Raw genomic sequence first — 16,604 nt, forward strand, 5'->3', positions numbered from 1 at the left:
CTGTCGCCCGATGAACGGCGTATTCATAAAATATTCAGCTGAACATAATCATGCTTAAGACGTTGATTAAATGACTCGCGCATTCGCTGAGCATAAAGGCTGCTTTGGAGGTAGTCATGATAAAGAAGACGGTTCTTACGGTTTTGCTGGCTGCTGCGGTGGTAGGTGGCGCATTGGCGCCTGTCAGCTACGCACAGGCGCAGTATTACGACGGCCGCGGCCCCTATCGAGGCGACTGGCGTGGCCATGACGATTGGCGTCGCCATCACCACGGCAATGGCGGTGCCATTGCCGGCGGTGTTGCCGCAGGTCTCCTCGGCGGCTTGATCGTCGGTGGCGCCCTTGCAAACAGGGGCCCGGTTTACGAGGTAGCTCCCCCACCGCCGAGATGCTGGTTCGAAAGCCGCCAGGTCGAGAACCAGTATGACGACGGTTGGCATTACGAGCGCGTTCGCGTTTGTAACTAAGCAATCAACGATGCGTCTGCCTTGAGTGTACGCATAGTTCGATAGATGACTTTAGATTTACCGGCGGCCCAAAACCGCCGGTAAACTATTTTATGCCTGCGGCGACGGCCGACAAATTACAGTCCATGCGTCCTCGGGTAGGCGTTGCGCTCCGGGAAAACTCGACCGGCAAGGCTCTCAGGTTCGGGTCGCCAAATCTCCACCTGCAGTGGATAGCAGGGCACGCTATCGCTCGAATGCTCGCTGCCGCAATCCCCGCCCGGGCAGGCCGAGAGCGCGCCGAGAAGGTCGATCTCCGCGAAGAATTCAATGAAATCGCCCGGCCGCACCGGGCTCGCCTTCATGAAATATTGATGCGTGTCGCGCGTAAAGCCGGTGCACATGAAGACGTTCAGCACGTCGTGAACATGGAGCTCCGCCTCCTGGACGGGGATGTTCATTTCCTTTGCGAGGGCCCGCGACAGGTTCGAATGGCAGCAATAATGATAGTCGTCGCCCTTCAGCAGCCGGTTGGTGTAGGGGTCGCAGCGCGTGCCGATGACGTCGTGGACGCCGGCTCCGTCCGCGTCCCAACCGTACCAGCCAAGCGTATCGTGGGTGATCGTTGCCATCGGGCGCAGGTAAGGCAGCGTGCTCCATAGCCGATCGCCGACACCGACATGGGTGGCGTGCAGAGCCCGCGTCTTGCCGCTGAAGAAGCGCTCCGAGAGATCGGCGGCGTTCCACAGATTGAGGTCCCCCACCTGCGCCCCCTCGACGCTGACAATGCGGAAGAAATGCCCCTTCGGCACGCGGAAGCCGGCGCCTTCGCGCGGGGCCACGATGACTTCGGCAATTTTGGTCATTGTCTGCCTTACCGCCTGCAGCACATCCAAGTCAGCCGGCGGCAGTGTGCCGTTCGGGTAGACGACAACAGGCGGCTTGCCGCGCCGTTCCTCGGCATCGGCGGGAGCGGGCATATCGAAAATACTGTTCATGGCGACTTTTCATTCCTCACCGGTTTAGAGCCGAGACATTGATTTTGGCAGCAATGTAAGGATACCTCGCCCTTGCGCAACGGCGATTGGCCTTGTGCTTTGGCTAAGCCTTACTTAGCCTTGCGGAATGCAACATGTCCCACTTGCCTCCCTTCGCGCCTTCGAGGCCGCCATCCGTCACGAGAGTTTCGCCAAAGCGGCTGCCGAACTCCATCTCACGGCCGCGGGCGTAAGCCAGCATGTGCGCACGCTGGAGGAATGGCTCGGCGTCAAGCTGTTTACGCGCCATGCCCGCGGCGTGACAGCGACGATATCCGGTCGCGAATTCGGAGCGGCTGTTGCAAACGGTCTCGGACATATCGACATCGCCGCCCGGCAATTGCGGCTTGCCGGCAATACCCGACCAGTCAGCGTGGCATGCATTGCATCCGTCGCCACCCGCTGGCTGATACCGCGACTGCCGGCCTTCAGGAGGGAATACCCCGAGATCCAGATCAACATCGTCTACGCGCTCGACGCAAGGACACCGGAGGCCGCAAGCGTCGATCTGCTGATCCGCCACGGGCCAAGACCGGCAGCGCATGCCATCTCGCTACTGACAGCCGAAACGCGGCCGACCTGTTCGGCGCAGTATGAACACGGTCACGGACCGATCGGAAAACCAGCCGATCTTCTCGGACTGGATCTCCTGCACGATGAAACGACGGCCGCCTGGACACGCTGGTTCGCGCTTGAGAATATCCACCAGCCTCTGAAGCCCGGTCCGATCTTTGCCGATTTCAGCCTGATGATCGCATCTGTTATCGGCGGCCAGGGCGTCGGTCTCTGCCCGAGCGCCTTGATTTCGGAAGAACTGGCCAATGGCACATTGGTCACCCTGTTCGACACGCCGCTGGACACGGACAAGTCCTATTGGCTGCTCGAGGCCAGCCGTCTTTCCGACCAGGCGCAAATCTTTCGCGAATGGCTGATTGCCGCCAATGGCGAAGCCGTTCTGGCGTCGAATCTGTAAATTGCCCGGTTAGACGAATTTGCAGAAAGGAGGCTACCGAGCTTCAACATGCCGATCACACGATGCTCATGCCGCCACGAATACCGCGTCGACGGCCTGATCCCGGTCTTTATTTATGGAGTTTTAGATAGTTGCTAGCCGATGAGCTTGTCTCTAGGCACGCAGCGAGTTGAAATGCTGCATCATGCGCTCCGCATTGGGGCGAATCCCGGTGAACAATTCGAAGGCCTTGACCGCCTGGAAAACTGCCATGCCGCCGCCATCGAGAACGCGGCATCCGCTTTGCGTTGCGAGCTTCACCAATTCCGTTTCGATCGGGAAATAGACGATTTCCGCAACCCATAAGCGATCTACAACGAGTCGCGCCTCAAGCGGCAAACCGGGATGCGCAGCCATGCCAGTCGGCGTCGCATGGACCAGACCGTCGGCGACATTTAAGGCGGCGGCGAGATCGTTGCCGACCGAGAAAGAGCATTTGCGATGTGCTCGCTGCAGTTGATCTGCAAGCGCTTGCGCGCGAGACGGGTCGAGATCGAATATCTCAATCGCGCGCGCGCCCATTTGCGCGACGGCGTGAGCAACAGCGACACCAGCGCCGCCAGCCCCGAGCTGCACGACATATTCGAGCGAGGCTCCGGCCAACCCGCGACGAAAGCTTTCCGCAAATCCCCACCAATCCGTATTATGGCCTATCCTGCGCCCGCCGCGAAAGACGATTGTATTGATCGAGTGCAGCGTCTGCGCATCCGGCGACAGCTCGTCGACCAGGGCGACAGCCGCCTGCTTGCAGGGGTGTGTGATATTCAGGCCGGCAAAACCCTCGGCTTCAGCCTCATCGATAAGGGCTGGCAGATCCGATACGCCGAGGCCACGCGCCTCCAGGTCGATGAGATCATAGCGATATGAAAGGTCATAATTCTCGCCTTCGCGCATGTGCATGGTCGGCGTCAGTGAACGGCCGATGCCAGCACCAATGAGACCGACGCGAAGCTGACGCGAACTGATGGCAACCTGAGTGTTCAATCTATCCTCCCGAGCAGCGAGTCTTAGCCATATCACAGCTCGAAATCAAAATGTACGAACTAGTACGTAAAGTCAACAAACAACGCAAAAACCTATCCTTGGCAACGCTCGACGACACCATCATCGGGCTTCAGCCTCTCATAAAATCTCCGAGGGGGCCGCCTTTAAGAAAGCCAGGATCGCATCAACGATCAATGCCTTGTGTCGCCTCTTCAATTCGTCAGACGACAGATCTCGTTCAAATATCGCGCCGAAGGTGTGACGATTGGACACCCGAAAAAAGCACTGCGCGCTGATCATCATGTGCAGGTCGACCGGGTCAACCCGGCGGGTAAAACTGCCGTCGGCATAGCCTCGTGCCAGGATCTCGGTAATGATATCGATTACGGCGATATTCATTTGCGACAGGACGACCGAGCGCTTCATGTGCTCGGCACGATGAATGTTCTCGATGCTGACGAGACGGACGAAATCAGGGTTCTGATCGTCGTGATCGAAGGTGCTTTCGATCAATTGCGCCATGGCCCGGACGGGCGGCATCTTCTGGAGATCGAGTTCGCTCTCCAGGGTGCGGATCTTGGTATAGGCCTGTTCGAGAACGGCGAGATAGAGTCCCTCCTTGCTGCCGAAATAATAGTAGATCATGCGCTTGGAGGTCTTGGTGCGCTCGGCGATCTCGTCGACGCGTGCGCCGGAAAAGCCTGCAGCGACAAACTCCTCCGTCGCAATCTTCAGGATATTTTCCTTGGTCGCGTCTGGGTCGTTTTTTCGCGGGAGGCGCGCGATCTTGGCCGCTTGCGCTTTGGTCATGCCTTGCTCGTCTTCCTGGATTCGTCCATGTCGGCCATCGAAGATCAAAGCTTTAACACAGCCTTCACGCGAATGGGGAGAGCTTAAAGCTTCGGCAGACCAATCGGTCGCAGATGCCGCCTCAGCGCCGCGATCCGGAAGATGGCGTTCGCTGCGCCATAGCCGCGATAGCCGCTGCGCTGGACGACCTCGAAGAAAAAGCCCTCGCCATAGGTCGGGCTGTAGAGCTGGAAATATTCGCCATGCTCGTCCCGATCGTAAAGGATATTATACGTCTTCAGGCTGTCGGTGAAATCCGGATCGAGGCCGAATCTGGCTTCCAGATCATCATAGTAATTCGGCGAGATCCCCAATGTGGCAAAACCATTGGCCGATAGGGCCGCCGCCGTCGCGAAGATGTCGTCGGTGGCGAAAGCCAGATGCTGAATGCCCGAGCCGAATGTCTCTGCAATGAAATGCCCGGCCAGTGTATTGCGGTTCTCGGCGCCGTTCAGCGTAATCCGCAATGTACCCTGGCCATTTTCGACAACCTGGCTTCTAACGACACCGGCGGGATCGATAATATCGACCATCGGCGTCTTATGTACATCGAGGATCGAAGTATAGAACAGTAGCCAGGTCGGTAGCTCTTCATATTTCATGGTCTGCGCGACGTGGTCGATGCGCTTCAGGCCGACCGGCTGCAGCACGGTATCGTCGTTGACCGGATCGAACTCGATCTCCCAGATTCGGCCGAGCGAGCTTTTGCGATCGAGAAAATACAGGATGCCGCCGCCGACACCGCGTATCGCCGGCATTCCGATCTCGCCGGGGTCGAGCGATTGTTCGAATCGCTCGGCACCAAGCGCAACGGCGCGCGCAAGAGCCGCCTGCGCATCATTGACCCATAGTCCCATCGCGTAGGCCGACTGCCCGTGCATGGCGTAGGACGCACCCGCGAACCCACCCTGATCTGCGTTGACGACCAGATTGATGCCGCCTTGGCTAAAAACATCGACGCGCTTGGTCTTGTGGCGACCCACATGCCGGAAGCCGAGCGTTCGCAATCGGTCGGAAAGGGTCGATATCTCGCCTTCGTCAACGGTAAACTCGACGAAGGCGACAGCCTCGACTTCGGCACGGGGAGGCATGGGTACCAGGGTCAGATTGTTGTCGCTCTCTGCTTGGCGAACCCGGTCACCGAGATAGATGAGCGAACGTCGGCCGTCGACGGCAATGGCCGTCGGCGAGCCGCCACGGAACTGATCGTTGAAAATCTCCAGCGAGAGATAACCGTCATAGCCGGTCGCCGCCACCGCATTCATGAAATCGAGCACGGGCAGATCGCCCTCGCCCGGCATGTTGCGGAAATGACGGCTCCAGTAGAGGAGATCCATGTCGATCAGCGGCGCATCGGCAAGCTGGATGATGAAGATCTTCTCCTTGGGGATCGACCGGATCGAATTGACGTCGATCTTGCGCGAGAGCGTATGGAAGCTGTCGAGAATCACCCCGATATTCGGATGATCGGCACGGCGGACGATCTCCCAGGCATCGCGGTGATCATGAATGTGCCGTCCCCATGCGAGCGCCTCGTATCCGACCCGCAGGCCGCGCTTTGCCGCGCGTTCGCCGAGCTCGAAGAAATCGGCGGCGGCACGGTCGATGCCGCCGAGCGCCACCGAGGAGACGTTCGAGCATACCAGCACAAGATCCGTGCCCATTTCCTGCATGAGATCGAATTTACGCTCGGCACGATCGAAAGTACGGCTTCGCAGCGGCTCGGGCATACCCTCGAAATCGCGGAACGGCTGAAAGAGGGTAATCTCCAAGCCGTAATCCCTAACCATCTGGCCGACCTGGCGAGGCGATTCATCGAAGGCAAGGAAGTCGTTCTCGAAGATTTCGACGCCATCGAAGCCGGCCTTTGCGATGGCGTGAAGCTTTTCCTTGAGGTCACCGCTGATCGAGACGGTCGCGATCGAGGTCTTCATTGTGTCATCCCATCCATTTGGTGATTTCCAACAAACTCATCCGCGATCGCGTGCCCAGCTACTACGGCGAGGTGCCGGCACAATGCGCCGGCACCCGTTCAGGTTCAGACGGCACGTTTGGTATGCGGTGGCACAGCGGCGAAACGGCGCGCATCCTTGCCGAGTTGATCGATCGGCGTCCGATAGGTCTCGGTTGCGGTTGCAGCGGAAACAGCCGCAATCAGCGCTGTGATCGAGGTAAATGCCGCGACCGGCACCCATCCCATCGGCCCGGTGCCCATCAAGGCCGCGCTGATCGTTGGCGCGAAGCCGCCGAGCGCAAAGCCGATCTGCGTGCCGACCGCCATGCCGGACAAGCGCACGCGCGTATCGAACATTTCGGCGTAAAGCGCCGGCCAGATGCCGTTGGAGGCGCTGTAGACCACGCCCGAAAGCAGAATGCCCAGCGCGAAAACGAGCGTCAGGTTGTTCTGGCTGATTGCCCAGATATAAGGCCAGATCAGAATTGCACAGCCAATGGCGCCGAAGATGAAGATGGGCTTGCGGCCGATGCGGTCGGCCAGGATCGCCCATAGCGGGATGGCGCCGAGCGCCACGAGATTGGCGAGGACCAGCACGGTCAGCATGGTGGAGCGGTCGATATGCATGGTGTTGACCGCATAGGACAAGGTGAAGACGCTGAAGATCGTGCTGACGACCGAAATCAATGCGGCAAAGATGATGCGCAGGACATCGGCCCAATAGTTCGTGATCAGCGACACCAACGGAAGCTTAACGACCTCGCCTTTCTTGTTTTCTTCCAGGAAGGCTGGCGTTTCGGCGAGCGTGCGACGAACCCAGAACCCGACGATGACGACGACGAAGCTCAGGAAGAACGGAATGCGCCACCCCCAAGACAACAGTGCAGCTTCATCGAGCCTCCCCAGCGGTATGAAGACCAGGGTTGCAAGGATCAATCCGGCCTGAGTTCCGCTCAGCGTGAAACTGGTGAAAAAGGCACGCCTGTGTTCGGGAGCATGTTCAAGCGTCATCGAGCTGGCGCCGGCCTGCTCGCCAGCAGCGGAAATGCCCTGCAGCAGACGTGCCAGAACCAGAAGCATCGGCGCCAGGATGCCGGCCTGATCATAGGTCGGCAGGCAGCCGATGACGAAGGTCGAAAAACCCATGAGCAACAGGGTGAACGTCAGCACCTTCTTGCGGCCGAACCTGTCGCCGACGTGCCCGAGGATAACGGCACCCAGCGGGCGCATGATATAGGCGACGCCAAAAGTGGCGAACGAGGCGATTGCTGCGGTCTGCGGATCTTCCGCAGAGAAGAATATCTTTGGAAAGATCAAGGCCGCCGCCGTCCCGTAGACGAAGAAATCGTAATATTCGACGGCACTTCCAAGCCAGCTCGCCAAGGCGGCGCGCTTTGGCGTTTTATGTTCGACTGGTGTTTTCATCATTACTCCTCCCCAGAGCATTTCCGTTGCGAAGACATGCCGACCCCTTGAGCGCCAGCTTTCGCCACGCCCTTCTGTGCGACATCCAAGATTGCCTGGTGGTCACTGGCACTGCCTGCAGCCACACTCGCCACTCCTCATGGAAAATAATGTACGAACTAGTTCGTTTTGTAAAGTACCCTGCCTCAACGGCTGATTTGAATAGTGCGTTCGACCACAATCCGCTCTATCGCACGTTGCCTGTTGGGGTGTGGGAAGACATCGCTACCGTCCTCTTCAGGAGATATGAAATGGTGGATCATTTCCAAGGAGCGTGACTACATGCGAACCGCTCAGACACGAAATGGTAGAGACGATCGTCAGAAGAGTTGCGGTAACGCCGAAGCGGGAACCCTTGTCCCTGCAGGCAGGCTCTACCTTCTCCTCCGAAAGGATCACACTTCTATTCCATAACTGGAGCGTCCACGGTCCAGCCAGGATGACGAGAGCCTAGTATTTTACACGATCTTGGCAGCGCCAAGAGCTTCCCATCGCGAGGCTGCGGCTCGTGCGCGCGTGTCGCTTGGGTTCTCTCCAAAGGCGCTGCGATAGATAACGGAAAACCTTCCCGGGTGAAAGAAACCCCATCTGGTGCAGATCTCGCGAACAGACTGTTGGTTCATAGGGTCGCGCAGTTGATCGCGTGCCGCACTCAGCCTCATTGAGCGTAGGTATGCCCCCGGAGATGTTCCCTTGAAAGCTTTGAAGCCCATTTGCAGCGCGCGCAACGAAACGCCGACATCATCCGCAACCATCGATATGGTAAAGGGCTCGGTGATATTCACATGCATGTAATCGATGGCGCGCCGGACATGCCAAGGTGCAATCATCGATACCTTCTTTTCCTCCAAATAGCCGGAAAGACGATGAGGAGCGCATCGGATCACGAGATCGGCGAGCGTCTCACTCATTGTCGACACGGCAAGAGGCGAAGACAGAAGCGGGCCGTTATTGCGCATGCCCTGCACGATCGTTAGCACCAGATTGCCAATAAGCCGGCCTGAAGGCATTGAGAGGTCGATAACTGGTTCCAGGTCAAGCGCCCCAAGAATCGGCGTTTCAAAGAGCGAAACGAGCATTCGCCTCACCACCTTCCAATCGAGAAGGAGGGCATCCGAACGGTGCGGGCCGCCTTGGACATAGCGATTGCCCGCCTCATGGTTATTGGCCATGAGAAGATGGCCCGCCCCGCCTTCCGCAATCTTTTTGCCAACGGTCAGCCGCAACGAACCCGTGTGTGGAATATAAAACGCCAGGTGTTGCGGGGTCTCCTCGAGAGTTTGCACCTCCCAGGGGCTCTGATAAGCGGAGTGAACGACGGTGAACGCTCCGCTCGTTCGCACATCCGCTTCCCAGGCAAAGGCTCGCTCGTTGATCAGGGGCCTGGCGCCAAAGGCCCCATAGCTGGTCGAAAAAGCCCGAACCATCGATTCGAAATCATTGCCTTCATGCGTTGGTGTAAAGCCGTCGACCGCATGCAAGGGAGCGCGCGCCAGATTCTCGAATCTTAGTGATATCATGCAATTCTGTCTTTCCCCTTTATATGGCTCGCCTTACCTTTTGCCCTCTCCCGCAGAGTGTTCGACGCCGTCGCAGCGCTGATATCGTTCCTTCTTTCAGCCACCCGCAAAAAGCCATCATCGCAACTGGATTGACCGATCTTGTTCAGGTAAGCAGAGCCAGAAGCTAGAAACGAAATCCCTCCGTTTGCTGGAAGCAGGCACCCTCAAGTAGGTTTTACACTCGCAGTGTAAATCACAACGATTCAAAAATGAAGTATGATCCGTTAGACCATGTTGCGGCCCATTTTTTGCGAGATTTACAACCTTTACGGGTTGCCTCTCGCAACGAACGCGACCTGTTGCGGCTGATCTGGAAGTCTCCGGGGATCGAGCGCTCCGATCTGACCGAGCCGCTCGACCTTACCCAGCAATCGCTGCACAGGATCGTCGCGCGGCTCCACGACCGGGGAATGATTGTTTTCACGTCGTCGGACGCTCGCCGCCCTGGTCCCCCCAGTCCGGAGCTCAGTCTTTGCAAGGACTGGTGTTTGACACTCGGCATTTCCATAAATGTCGGTTCGATCGGTCTTTGCCTCATGGGGTTTGGAGAACCCTTGGAGAAAATGGAAATTCCGCAAGCGGGATCGTCCCTTTCCACGGAGATGGATCGTATCGAAGCCGCGGTCGAGGATCTTCTTGCCCGGCGGAATGCCAAGCGGCGGGATATCCTTGGCGTCGGTCTTGCCGTCAGCGGCCATCGTATGCTCGATACCGCTTTCAATTGTCCCCTGCCGCTTGCCCATTGGTCATTGATCGACTTGGCTCCACTCGTTGGAAAACAGCTTGGCCTGCCGGTGTGGGCAGACAATGTCGCCCGGACGGCGGCCTTGGCGGAAGCAATCTTCGGCGTCGGTCGCGAGGTCGCGGATTTCGCCTATATCGCCCATCTTCACGGTTACGGCGGTGGCCTGGTTTCCGGAGGCATGCCATTTCGCGGCAATTTCGGAAATGCCGGCGAATTTTCCGTTCTCTTCGATCGCAAGGACTACGATGACCGCCCGGCGCTTGGCCTGCTGCTTGAGCATCTGCGCACCAAAGGGCGGCCGGATCTGACCTTGCGGGATCTCAAAGGCGAAGGCGTCTCGACCTGGGACGGCGTTACCGAGTGGATCGATCGCGTTGCGCCGGCGCACAACCGCGCCATCAACGCGATCTGCGCGGTATTCGACCCGGCCTTGATCGTCCTTGGCGGCGAACTCCCGCCCCCATTGGCAAAAATGCTCATCGAGCGGACTGAGATGAATAATCTACCTCGGCACGGCGCGTTGCGCGACGTCCCCAGACTTGCCGTGGCTGAAGTGCTTGACGCTCCCGGCGCTACCGGGGCGGCCTTGATTCCGCTATTTGAGACCGTCCTGTGACCAGAGCCTTCGGCTTCGGACATGCCGATCAGGATGGCGACTAGTTATAGGCGATTTTATCGGCTGTTCGCGGCCTATTAAAAAAGTAGCGATCAAAGCTATAGCCACTGATCCCCGTGAAGCTGCCGAGAAAGGCGGAAAGCGGCGTTGTAAAGGTGTACTGCACCCGGGTCAGGACGACCTGCACGCCTGCCTCCTGTATCTTTGCAGGCACGGCAATGGCGCTTGCAGAGCCGGAGCCAGGCGCAGAGGTGTTGAACGCAGCCGACCAATTGACCGTCGCATTGCCGTTTGTCGGCACATCCTCCACCGCGACCGTGATCCTCAATGCCGTGGTATCGTAAGGCTGCAGGATGAAGCTCATCCCCGAGAGCAGTCCCGCGACATTGGATTTTGTCCATGTGCCCTGCTGCGAAATGACGTCACCGGTCGTGGAGGCAATTTCATCGATCTTGCGGCTGACCGTCAAGGCATGGCCGAGGTCGACGCTCGCCGCCAGAAGCAGGAGCAGGAGCGGCAAAACCAGCGCAAACTCCACACCTGAGACGCCGGCACGATCCTTCATCAAGCGCCGAAGACGGGTGACGGCGATCCGGGGTCGCGGATGATGATGCTCGATTGTCATGTCAGGAAGGCTCGTTGCGCAATAGAACGGTCGCGCCGAGGAGATATCGACCGTCCGCCAGCTTTGCGTTGGAAAAGGTGAAATAGTTGACGACGGAACTCCAGGGCAGAAACGCCTGTACCAACATGTAGTCGCTCGCCTTGCCGGTGGCGAAGGTCTCGGTGACGGTGAGATTGCCTGTGCTGTCAATCGGAGCGGTGCTGGTGACGGCCGACAGGTTGGAGATGACATCGACCTTGACCAGGAGATTATCCGAACAGCTGAAGGCAAGGAGCATGTCGGCACAGATCTTCGCCTTGAAATCGGTCAGCGTCATATTGGCGGACGCAGCCTCGCCTGTGCGGATCATGCGAGAGATCTTCTTCACCGAGGCATCGAGGCTCGACGCTGCGAAAAACATCACCGATACCTCTATGATGGCGAAGATGATCAGAGATAGAGGCAGGATCAGCAATGCAAATTCGACCGCCGCCGCACCCTTGCGATCCGTAATCAGACCAACCAGAACTCTCGACGATCGAAGCCAGCTCATTGGGTCAGCCGTACTGATGCAAGATACTGCGTGAACAGAGCCGATAGCCCGGAAACAATATCCGTCGACGAAGAGGCCGAGATAAACAGGCTCTTGGACGACGCGCAGTCGGCAAGTGCGTAAGGAATGTAATCTCGTCGTGTGATGCTCGAAGGCACGCCGCTATCCATGGTACCGCCCCAGGTGCTATGCCAATTGGCGCTCGACATCGTCGAACCAACCGTGGCGTTGTAACCCCAGTCGGTGGTAATGGGCAGATATTCGGTGTAAAGAACCGCCATGGTGCTCGACTGGTTCTTCAGATAGGCACACCAGTCAGGATTGAACGGGGCAACCTTGTTCCAGGATTTAGCACCGTCCGTCACCCACTCGCGCTTCGATTGAACGCCGTCCGTCAGCAACAGGACCAATTTGAGTGGCTTGGCCAAGGAGCTGCCATCTCCGCCGGTTCCGACCTTCTGCTGCAGTGCCGGCAGAGCGACGTCGAAGTAAGTGTAGGTCGTGGATGTTGCGCTCGTCAGCCCATAGCTGTCATCCGACAAGCGCTTGCGTGCGTCGGTTGTCTCCAGTGTTGGAGGCAGAACTTCCGTGGTCGTATCTCCGAGACTGTAAAGCCCGACTTTGATACGCGTGTGGCTGCTATCTGCCTTGTCGATCAGATCGATGACCTCATTGACGGCATCCACGGCGACATCGGCTCGCAGTTTTATCCCCTTGGCATGAGCATAAGCATAGTTGTCACTATAGCTGACGCCTCCGGCCGTATGTGCATCCCCCGTATGACAGGCGAACTGGCAACCGATTCCACTATACATCGCCTGTTGGCCAGCGGTTGTTGCCGCTAGAAGCATCGATGGGGATTTGTCGATGACAATATAGACATTCAGATAGGACGTTGCCGGACCTTTTACGGAACTTGCAACACTCACCGGAACATTGTTGATATCAGCGATCTTCATGAGCGTTGTCGGAACGACACCACTCGCGGTCGCGGTTATCTTGTGATTGCTCGTATCTATATCGATATTGCCAACTGAGTAGCTGCTTTCCGATTGAGCGCTGAACCAATCCGCTACCTTTAATTTGAGCGCATCTGTATCAGCTGTATTGATCTGCTTCACTGCTGCGATCAACGCCGCATCGAGATCGCTTTGCATACGTTGCCTGGCATTATAGGCACGGATGTAATCGAGGCTTGCGCCGACCGCGAGTATCATCGGAACCAGAGAGAGGGCGACGACAATCGCGACATTGCCGTGCTCGCTTCGAAGCAGCCTTCGCAAGAGCGCAATGAGATAATCACATAAAATGAAATGTCTTGGCTTCAACGTCGGCACCAATATTTATCATACTAATGCGCTACTGAGGCCGATTTGACCTTAATCAGTTCTTTACATCGCCTCGCGATCCGCCGGATTCCTGGCTGCGTATTCAGCTTTCTGCGCGATTTGGCCATGATGCGCTTTTTGGATATCGGCGCCCCGTCCCGAAATCCTACGAAACGTTACCTTGGGGTGTTGATTCGTCGTTGGAAAATGACGCTCTGCTTCGTCGAAGTTGAGAACCATCGCGGTATTTCAAAATGTGAAACAAATCGATGTTACTCGCATTTTCTCGCGGACGCGTTGTTTCAATTGGCGATCATGTCAGCCGCTTTTTCAGCGATCATGATGACGGGCGAATTGGTGTTGCCTGAAACAATGGTCGGCATGATGGAGGCATCTACGACCCTAATTCCCAAGAGACCACGGACGCGCAATTCCTGGTCAACGACGGCATCGTCGTCACCTCCCATCCTGCACGTTCCAACGGGATGAAAAATGGTTGTTGCGATGTCCCCTGCCCTTTGGATCAGTTCTTCATCGCTTTGAAACTCGACGCCTGGCAGCAGTTCCTTAGGTGCGAACCTCGATATTGCCCTTGCCTGCATCAATCTGCGCGCATGGCGTATCGATCTTGCTGCAACGATGCGATCACCGTGGGTCGAGAGATAGTTTGGCCTTATCGCAGGTGCCGTCCGGACATCTGGCTCGGAGACATGAACAGTGCCTCTGCTTTCCGGTCGCAGGTTACAAACCGAGACCGTGACGGCTGGATAGCGGTGCAGCGGCTCGCCCAATCTGTCGGTGCTGAGCGGTTGGACATGGTATTCGAGATCAGCGGTCGCCAAGACCGGATCGCTCTTGGCAAAGATACCGAGCTGGCTCGGCGCCATGGAAAGCGGGCCAGAGCGGCGAAGCGCATATTCCAAGCCCATGCCGGCGCGGGAAAAGAGGTTGTGGTAGAGCTGGTTCAACGTCTTTGCGCCTTCGATGCGGAAAACTGTGCGGATTTGCAGGTGGTCTTGCAGGTTCTCACCGACCCCATTCAGCGGATGCATGACGTCGATGCCGGCCGCCTGCAGTATCTGGGGCCTGCCTATGCCGGAGAACTCCAATATCTTCGGTGAATTAATCGCACCGGCGGAAAGGATGATTTCACGACGGGCACGCGCTTCATGCATCTTTCCGTTTAGGCGAAACCGGACGCCGGTGGCTCGCAAGCCCTCGAACTGAAGCGTCTCCGTTTCCGCACCAGTAAGGACCCGCAGATTGGGTCGCTTCAGTGCCGGGCGGAGAAACGCCTTCGTGGTGTTCCAGCGCAGCCCACCGCGCTGATTAACTTCGAAATAGCCCGAGCCCTCGTTGTCACCGCCGTTGAAATCGTCCGTCTTCGGGATACCGAGCTCCTCCGCCGCATCTCGAAACGCATCGAGAACCGACCAGGAAAGGCGCTGACGCTCCACCCGCCACTCTCCGCCGGCCCCATGCGTTTCGGAGCGTCCGCGGTAATTATCTTCGGATTTGAGGAAGTAGGGCAGCACGTCATCCCAGCCCCATCCGACATTGCCCGCCTGCCGCCATCCATCATAATCGGCAGCTTGGCCACGCATATAGATCATGCCGTTGATCGAGGAGCAGCCGCCGAGCAACTTGCCGCGCGGATAGGGAAGCGAACGGCCGTTGAGCCCCGCCTCCGGCACGGTCTTCATCATCCAATCCGTGCGCGGATTACCCATACAAAAGAGGTATCCGATCGGAATGTGGACCCAATGATAGCGGTCGCTGCCTCCTGCCTCTAGAAGCAGGACACTGTTTGCCGGATTTGCGGAGAGGCGGTTGGCCAGGACGCATCCTGCCGATCCCGCTCCAACGATGATGAAGTCATATGAGCCGGCGCCGGCAATCTCCCCGTTCGAAGACTTGCTCATTTTATGGCTCCCGCGACCGGTTCGTTGCCCATGGCAAGACGGCGCCAGATCGGGGCCATCGCTTCGGCGATATCGTGGTAGAGGCCGTAGCGCCGTGCATAGTGCGCTTCCAGATGCCTGTTCGGAACGTAGCTGCGTTCCATCCGCACCATCGAGGCCGCACCCGTTGTAAAATTCGCAAAGATACCGGCGCCCGTTCCCGCCACGATCGCTGCCCCGAGCGCGCCTGTTTCGCGAGAGCGTGCGATCGACACCGGCAATCCCAGCACATCGGCAAATATCTGGGGCCAGATCAAGCTTCGTGAACCGCCGCCCGAAAGCACTGCTTCGTTGAAGACTGCGCCTGCGCCGCGCATCGTCTCTATATGCTCGCGATGGCCGAAAGCGACGCCTTCGAGGACGGCGCGCACCAGATGCCCCTTCGTGTGCCAGCCGGCAACACCGTAAAAACCGGCGCGGGCGCTGCCGTTCTGCTGTGCCCCATAGAGAAACGGGTGATAGATCGGGTCGTCCGCAGCCGGTACAATAGCGGCGGCAAGCTCGCCGCAGAGATCGAAGGGCGAGCGCCCGTCTGTCGCAACGTCGGAAAAGAATTCCCGCGCCAGCCATTCGAGGTTTGCCGCCGAGGTGGCGCTCGACTCGATCGCCATATAACGCTGCCGATCGAAGGTTGAGGACATGAAGACGGGGCCTGCCAATTGCGGCCTGTCGATAATGACCTGATTGATGCTCCAGGTTCCGGCGATGATCGAGGCGTCACCCGTCCGCGTGATGCCGGAGCCGATGGCCGATGCGATGACATCGAACAGTCCGCCGACGACAGGTGTGCCGACGGCAAGCCCTGTCTGACTGGCGGCTTCTTCGGTGACGTGTCCTGCGATATCGGCGCTCTCGATCAACGGCGGCAGAAGCTCCATGCAGTCGCCAAGGCCATAGGCCTCCATCAGCACGCGATCGTAACGGCGGTTGGCAACGTCGAGCAAACCACAGCCGGTCATATCGGACACTTCGCTGACCCGCACGCCGGTGATCCGATTGACGATGAAGTCCTTGCACAGAAAGACCGTGCCAATTCTTGCGAAGGTCTCAGGCCGATATTGCTTCAGCCAGGCGAGCAATGTCGGCGTCTGCGACGGCCAGGGCCGCTGCTGGCCGATCGGATAGGTGCGGTCGCCGACGCCTTGAGCCTGCCATTCCTCGACAAGGCCAGCCGCGCGCGTATCGAGCGACTGAATGCCGAGCAGCGGCTGACCATCACGATCGAGCGCATAAAGCCCGTTTCCGTGGCCGGCACAGCCCACTGCGGCGATGTCCTGCGGCTGGATCGCGGCCTGTTCGATGCAATTTCGGATGACCTTGCAGGCATTGGCCCAGAGTTCGTCGAGCCCGCGTTCCACCTGTCCGGCGCATGGCATGCGGCTATGCCCCTCTTCTGCCGCCGCCGCGATTTCGTTGCCCTCCCGGTCAAAGATTACCGCCTTGATGACGGTGTTGCCGGCGTCGAGCCCCAAGAGATAATCTGCCATGC

At 58.1% G+C, this 16,604-nt stretch carries 14 protein-coding genes; 3 read left to right on the plus strand and 11 right to left on the minus strand.

Going from position 1 to position 16,604, the window contains the following annotated elements; translation table 11 throughout:
- The first annotated feature begins 116 nt into the window (after positions 1-116).
- Positions 117-467 carry a hypothetical protein gene (locus ACIQWP_RS27515; RefSeq protein WP_402794397.1) on the plus strand — a complete coding sequence of 117 codons (351 nt, stop codon included), beginning with the start codon at positions 117-119 and terminating at the stop codon, positions 465-467.
- Between the two features lie 116 nt (positions 468-583).
- Here ACIQWP_RS27515 and ACIQWP_RS27520 read toward each other — a convergent pair whose 3' ends face one another.
- Positions 584-1,444, minus strand: a complete 861-nt coding sequence (locus ACIQWP_RS27520) for an urea carboxylase-associated family protein (protein WP_402794400.1) — start codon at positions 1,442-1,444, stop codon at positions 584-586.
- Between the two features lie 127 nt (positions 1,445-1,571).
- Here ACIQWP_RS27520 and ACIQWP_RS27525 point away from each other — a divergent pair, with 127 nt between their 5' ends.
- Positions 1,572-2,456, plus strand: a complete 885-nt coding sequence (locus ACIQWP_RS27525; protein ID WP_402794401.1) for a LysR substrate-binding domain-containing protein — start codon at positions 1,572-1,574, stop codon at positions 2,454-2,456.
- 153 nt (positions 2,457-2,609) lie between these two features.
- Here ACIQWP_RS27525 and ACIQWP_RS27530 read toward each other — a convergent pair whose 3' ends face one another.
- The 5 genes from ACIQWP_RS27530 to ACIQWP_RS27550 all read right to left on the minus strand — a co-directional run bounded on the left by ACIQWP_RS27530 (position 2,610) and on the right by ACIQWP_RS27550 (position 9,266).
- The gene (locus ACIQWP_RS27530; RefSeq protein ID WP_402794403.1) at positions 2,610-3,479 is read right to left on the minus strand and encodes a shikimate dehydrogenase; all 870 of its coding nucleotides are present in this window, start codon (positions 3,477-3,479) and stop codon (positions 2,610-2,612) included.
- A gap of 138 nt (positions 3,480-3,617) precedes the next feature.
- Positions 3,618-4,289 carry a TetR/AcrR family transcriptional regulator gene (locus tag ACIQWP_RS27535; RefSeq protein WP_402794406.1) on the minus strand — a complete coding sequence of 224 codons (672 nt, stop codon included), beginning with the start codon at positions 4,287-4,289 and terminating at the stop codon, positions 3,618-3,620.
- A gap of 83 nt (positions 4,290-4,372) precedes the next feature.
- Positions 4,373-6,262, minus strand: a complete 1,890-nt coding sequence (locus ACIQWP_RS27540; RefSeq protein ID WP_402794408.1) for a bifunctional sugar phosphate isomerase/epimerase/4-hydroxyphenylpyruvate dioxygenase family protein — start codon at positions 6,260-6,262, stop codon at positions 4,373-4,375.
- A gap of 104 nt (positions 6,263-6,366) precedes the next feature.
- The gene (locus ACIQWP_RS27545; RefSeq protein WP_402794411.1) at positions 6,367-7,710 is read right to left on the minus strand and encodes an MFS transporter; all 1,344 of its coding nucleotides are present in this window, start codon (positions 7,708-7,710) and stop codon (positions 6,367-6,369) included.
- Positions 7,711-8,204: 494 nt separating this feature from the next.
- Complete coding sequence (locus ACIQWP_RS27550) at positions 8,205-9,266, minus strand: AraC family transcriptional regulator (RefSeq protein ID WP_402794414.1); 1,062 nt, start codon at positions 9,264-9,266, stop codon at positions 8,205-8,207.
- A 251-nt stretch (positions 9,267-9,517) separates the two neighbouring features.
- Between ACIQWP_RS27550 and ACIQWP_RS27555 the strand changes: the two genes are divergently transcribed.
- Complete coding sequence (locus ACIQWP_RS27555; RefSeq protein ID WP_402794416.1) at positions 9,518-10,669, plus strand: ROK family transcriptional regulator; 1,152 nt, start codon at positions 9,518-9,520, stop codon at positions 10,667-10,669.
- Between the two features lie 40 nt (positions 10,670-10,709).
- Here ACIQWP_RS27555 and ACIQWP_RS27560 read toward each other — a convergent pair whose 3' ends face one another.
- The 5 genes from ACIQWP_RS27560 to ACIQWP_RS27580 form a co-directional block, all read right to left on the minus strand.
- Positions 10,710-11,294 (minus strand): TadE/TadG family type IV pilus assembly protein, encoded by a 585-nt coding sequence (locus ACIQWP_RS27560; protein WP_402794419.1) that lies wholly within the window; start codon positions 11,292-11,294, stop codon positions 10,710-10,712.
- 1 nt (position 11,295) lies between these two features.
- A complete protein-coding gene (locus ACIQWP_RS27565) occupies positions 11,296-11,826 on the minus strand; it encodes a TadE/TadG family type IV pilus assembly protein (protein WP_402794421.1) in 531 nt (176 codons plus the stop codon).
- The gene (locus ACIQWP_RS27570; protein WP_402794539.1) at positions 11,823-13,154 is read right to left on the minus strand and encodes a TadE/TadG family type IV pilus assembly protein; all 1,332 of its coding nucleotides are present in this window, start codon (positions 13,152-13,154) and stop codon (positions 11,823-11,825) included. The genes ACIQWP_RS27565 and ACIQWP_RS27570 overlap by 4 nt, the downstream gene beginning before the upstream one ends.
- 302 nt (positions 13,155-13,456) lie before the next feature.
- The gene (locus ACIQWP_RS27575; protein ID WP_402794423.1) at positions 13,457-15,076 is read right to left on the minus strand and encodes a GMC family oxidoreductase; all 1,620 of its coding nucleotides are present in this window, start codon (positions 15,074-15,076) and stop codon (positions 13,457-13,459) included.
- A complete protein-coding gene (locus ACIQWP_RS27580) occupies positions 15,073-16,602 on the minus strand; it encodes an FGGY-family carbohydrate kinase (RefSeq protein ID WP_402794425.1) in 1,530 nt (509 codons plus the stop codon). Before ACIQWP_RS27580 ends, ACIQWP_RS27575 begins: the two co-directional genes overlap by 4 nt.
- Between the last annotated feature and the right edge of the window lie 2 nt (positions 16,603-16,604).

Source organism: Rhizobium sp. NPDC090279, assembly GCF_044769665.1.
Classification (GTDB): domain Bacteria; phylum Pseudomonadota; class Alphaproteobacteria; order Rhizobiales; family Rhizobiaceae; genus Rhizobium.

Excerpts from the sequence above, each read along its gene's own strand:
- ACIQWP_RS27515 (WP_402794397.1), top strand. The coding sequence starts at position 117 with ATGATAAAGAAGACGGTTCTTACGGTTTTGCTGGCTGCTGCGGTGGTA.
- ACIQWP_RS27520 (WP_402794400.1), bottom strand. The coding sequence starts at position 1,444 with ATGAACAGTATTTTCGATATGCCCGCTCCCGCCGATGCCGAGGAACGG.
- ACIQWP_RS27525 (WP_402794401.1), top strand. The coding sequence starts at position 1,572 with ATGCAACATGTCCCACTTGCCTCCCTTCGCGCCTTCGAGGCCGCCATC.
- ACIQWP_RS27535 (WP_402794406.1), bottom strand. The coding sequence starts at position 4,289 with ATGACCAAAGCGCAAGCGGCCAAGATCGCGCGCCTCCCGCGAAAAAAC.
- ACIQWP_RS27540 (WP_402794408.1), bottom strand. The coding sequence starts at position 6,262 with ATGAAGACCTCGATCGCGACCGTCTCGATCAGCGGTGACCTCAAGGAA.
- ACIQWP_RS27545 (WP_402794411.1), bottom strand. The coding sequence starts at position 7,710 with ATGATGAAAACACCAGTCGAACATAAAACGCCAAAGCGCGCCGCCTTG.
- ACIQWP_RS27550 (WP_402794414.1), bottom strand. The coding sequence starts at position 9,266 with ATGATATCACTAAGATTCGAGAATCTGGCGCGCGCTCCCTTGCATGCG.
- ACIQWP_RS27555 (WP_402794416.1), top strand. The coding sequence starts at position 9,518 with ATGAAGTATGATCCGTTAGACCATGTTGCGGCCCATTTTTTGCGAGAT.
- ACIQWP_RS27560 (WP_402794419.1), bottom strand. The coding sequence starts at position 11,294 with ATGACAATCGAGCATCATCATCCGCGACCCCGGATCGCCGTCACCCGT.
- ACIQWP_RS27565 (WP_402794421.1), bottom strand. The coding sequence starts at position 11,826 with ATGAGCTGGCTTCGATCGTCGAGAGTTCTGGTTGGTCTGATTACGGAT.
- ACIQWP_RS27575 (WP_402794423.1), bottom strand. The coding sequence starts at position 15,076 with ATGAGCAAGTCTTCGAACGGGGAGATTGCCGGCGCCGGCTCATATGAC.
- ACIQWP_RS27580 (WP_402794425.1), bottom strand. The coding sequence starts at position 16,602 with ATGGCAGATTATCTCTTGGGGCTCGACGCCGGCAACACCGTCATCAAG.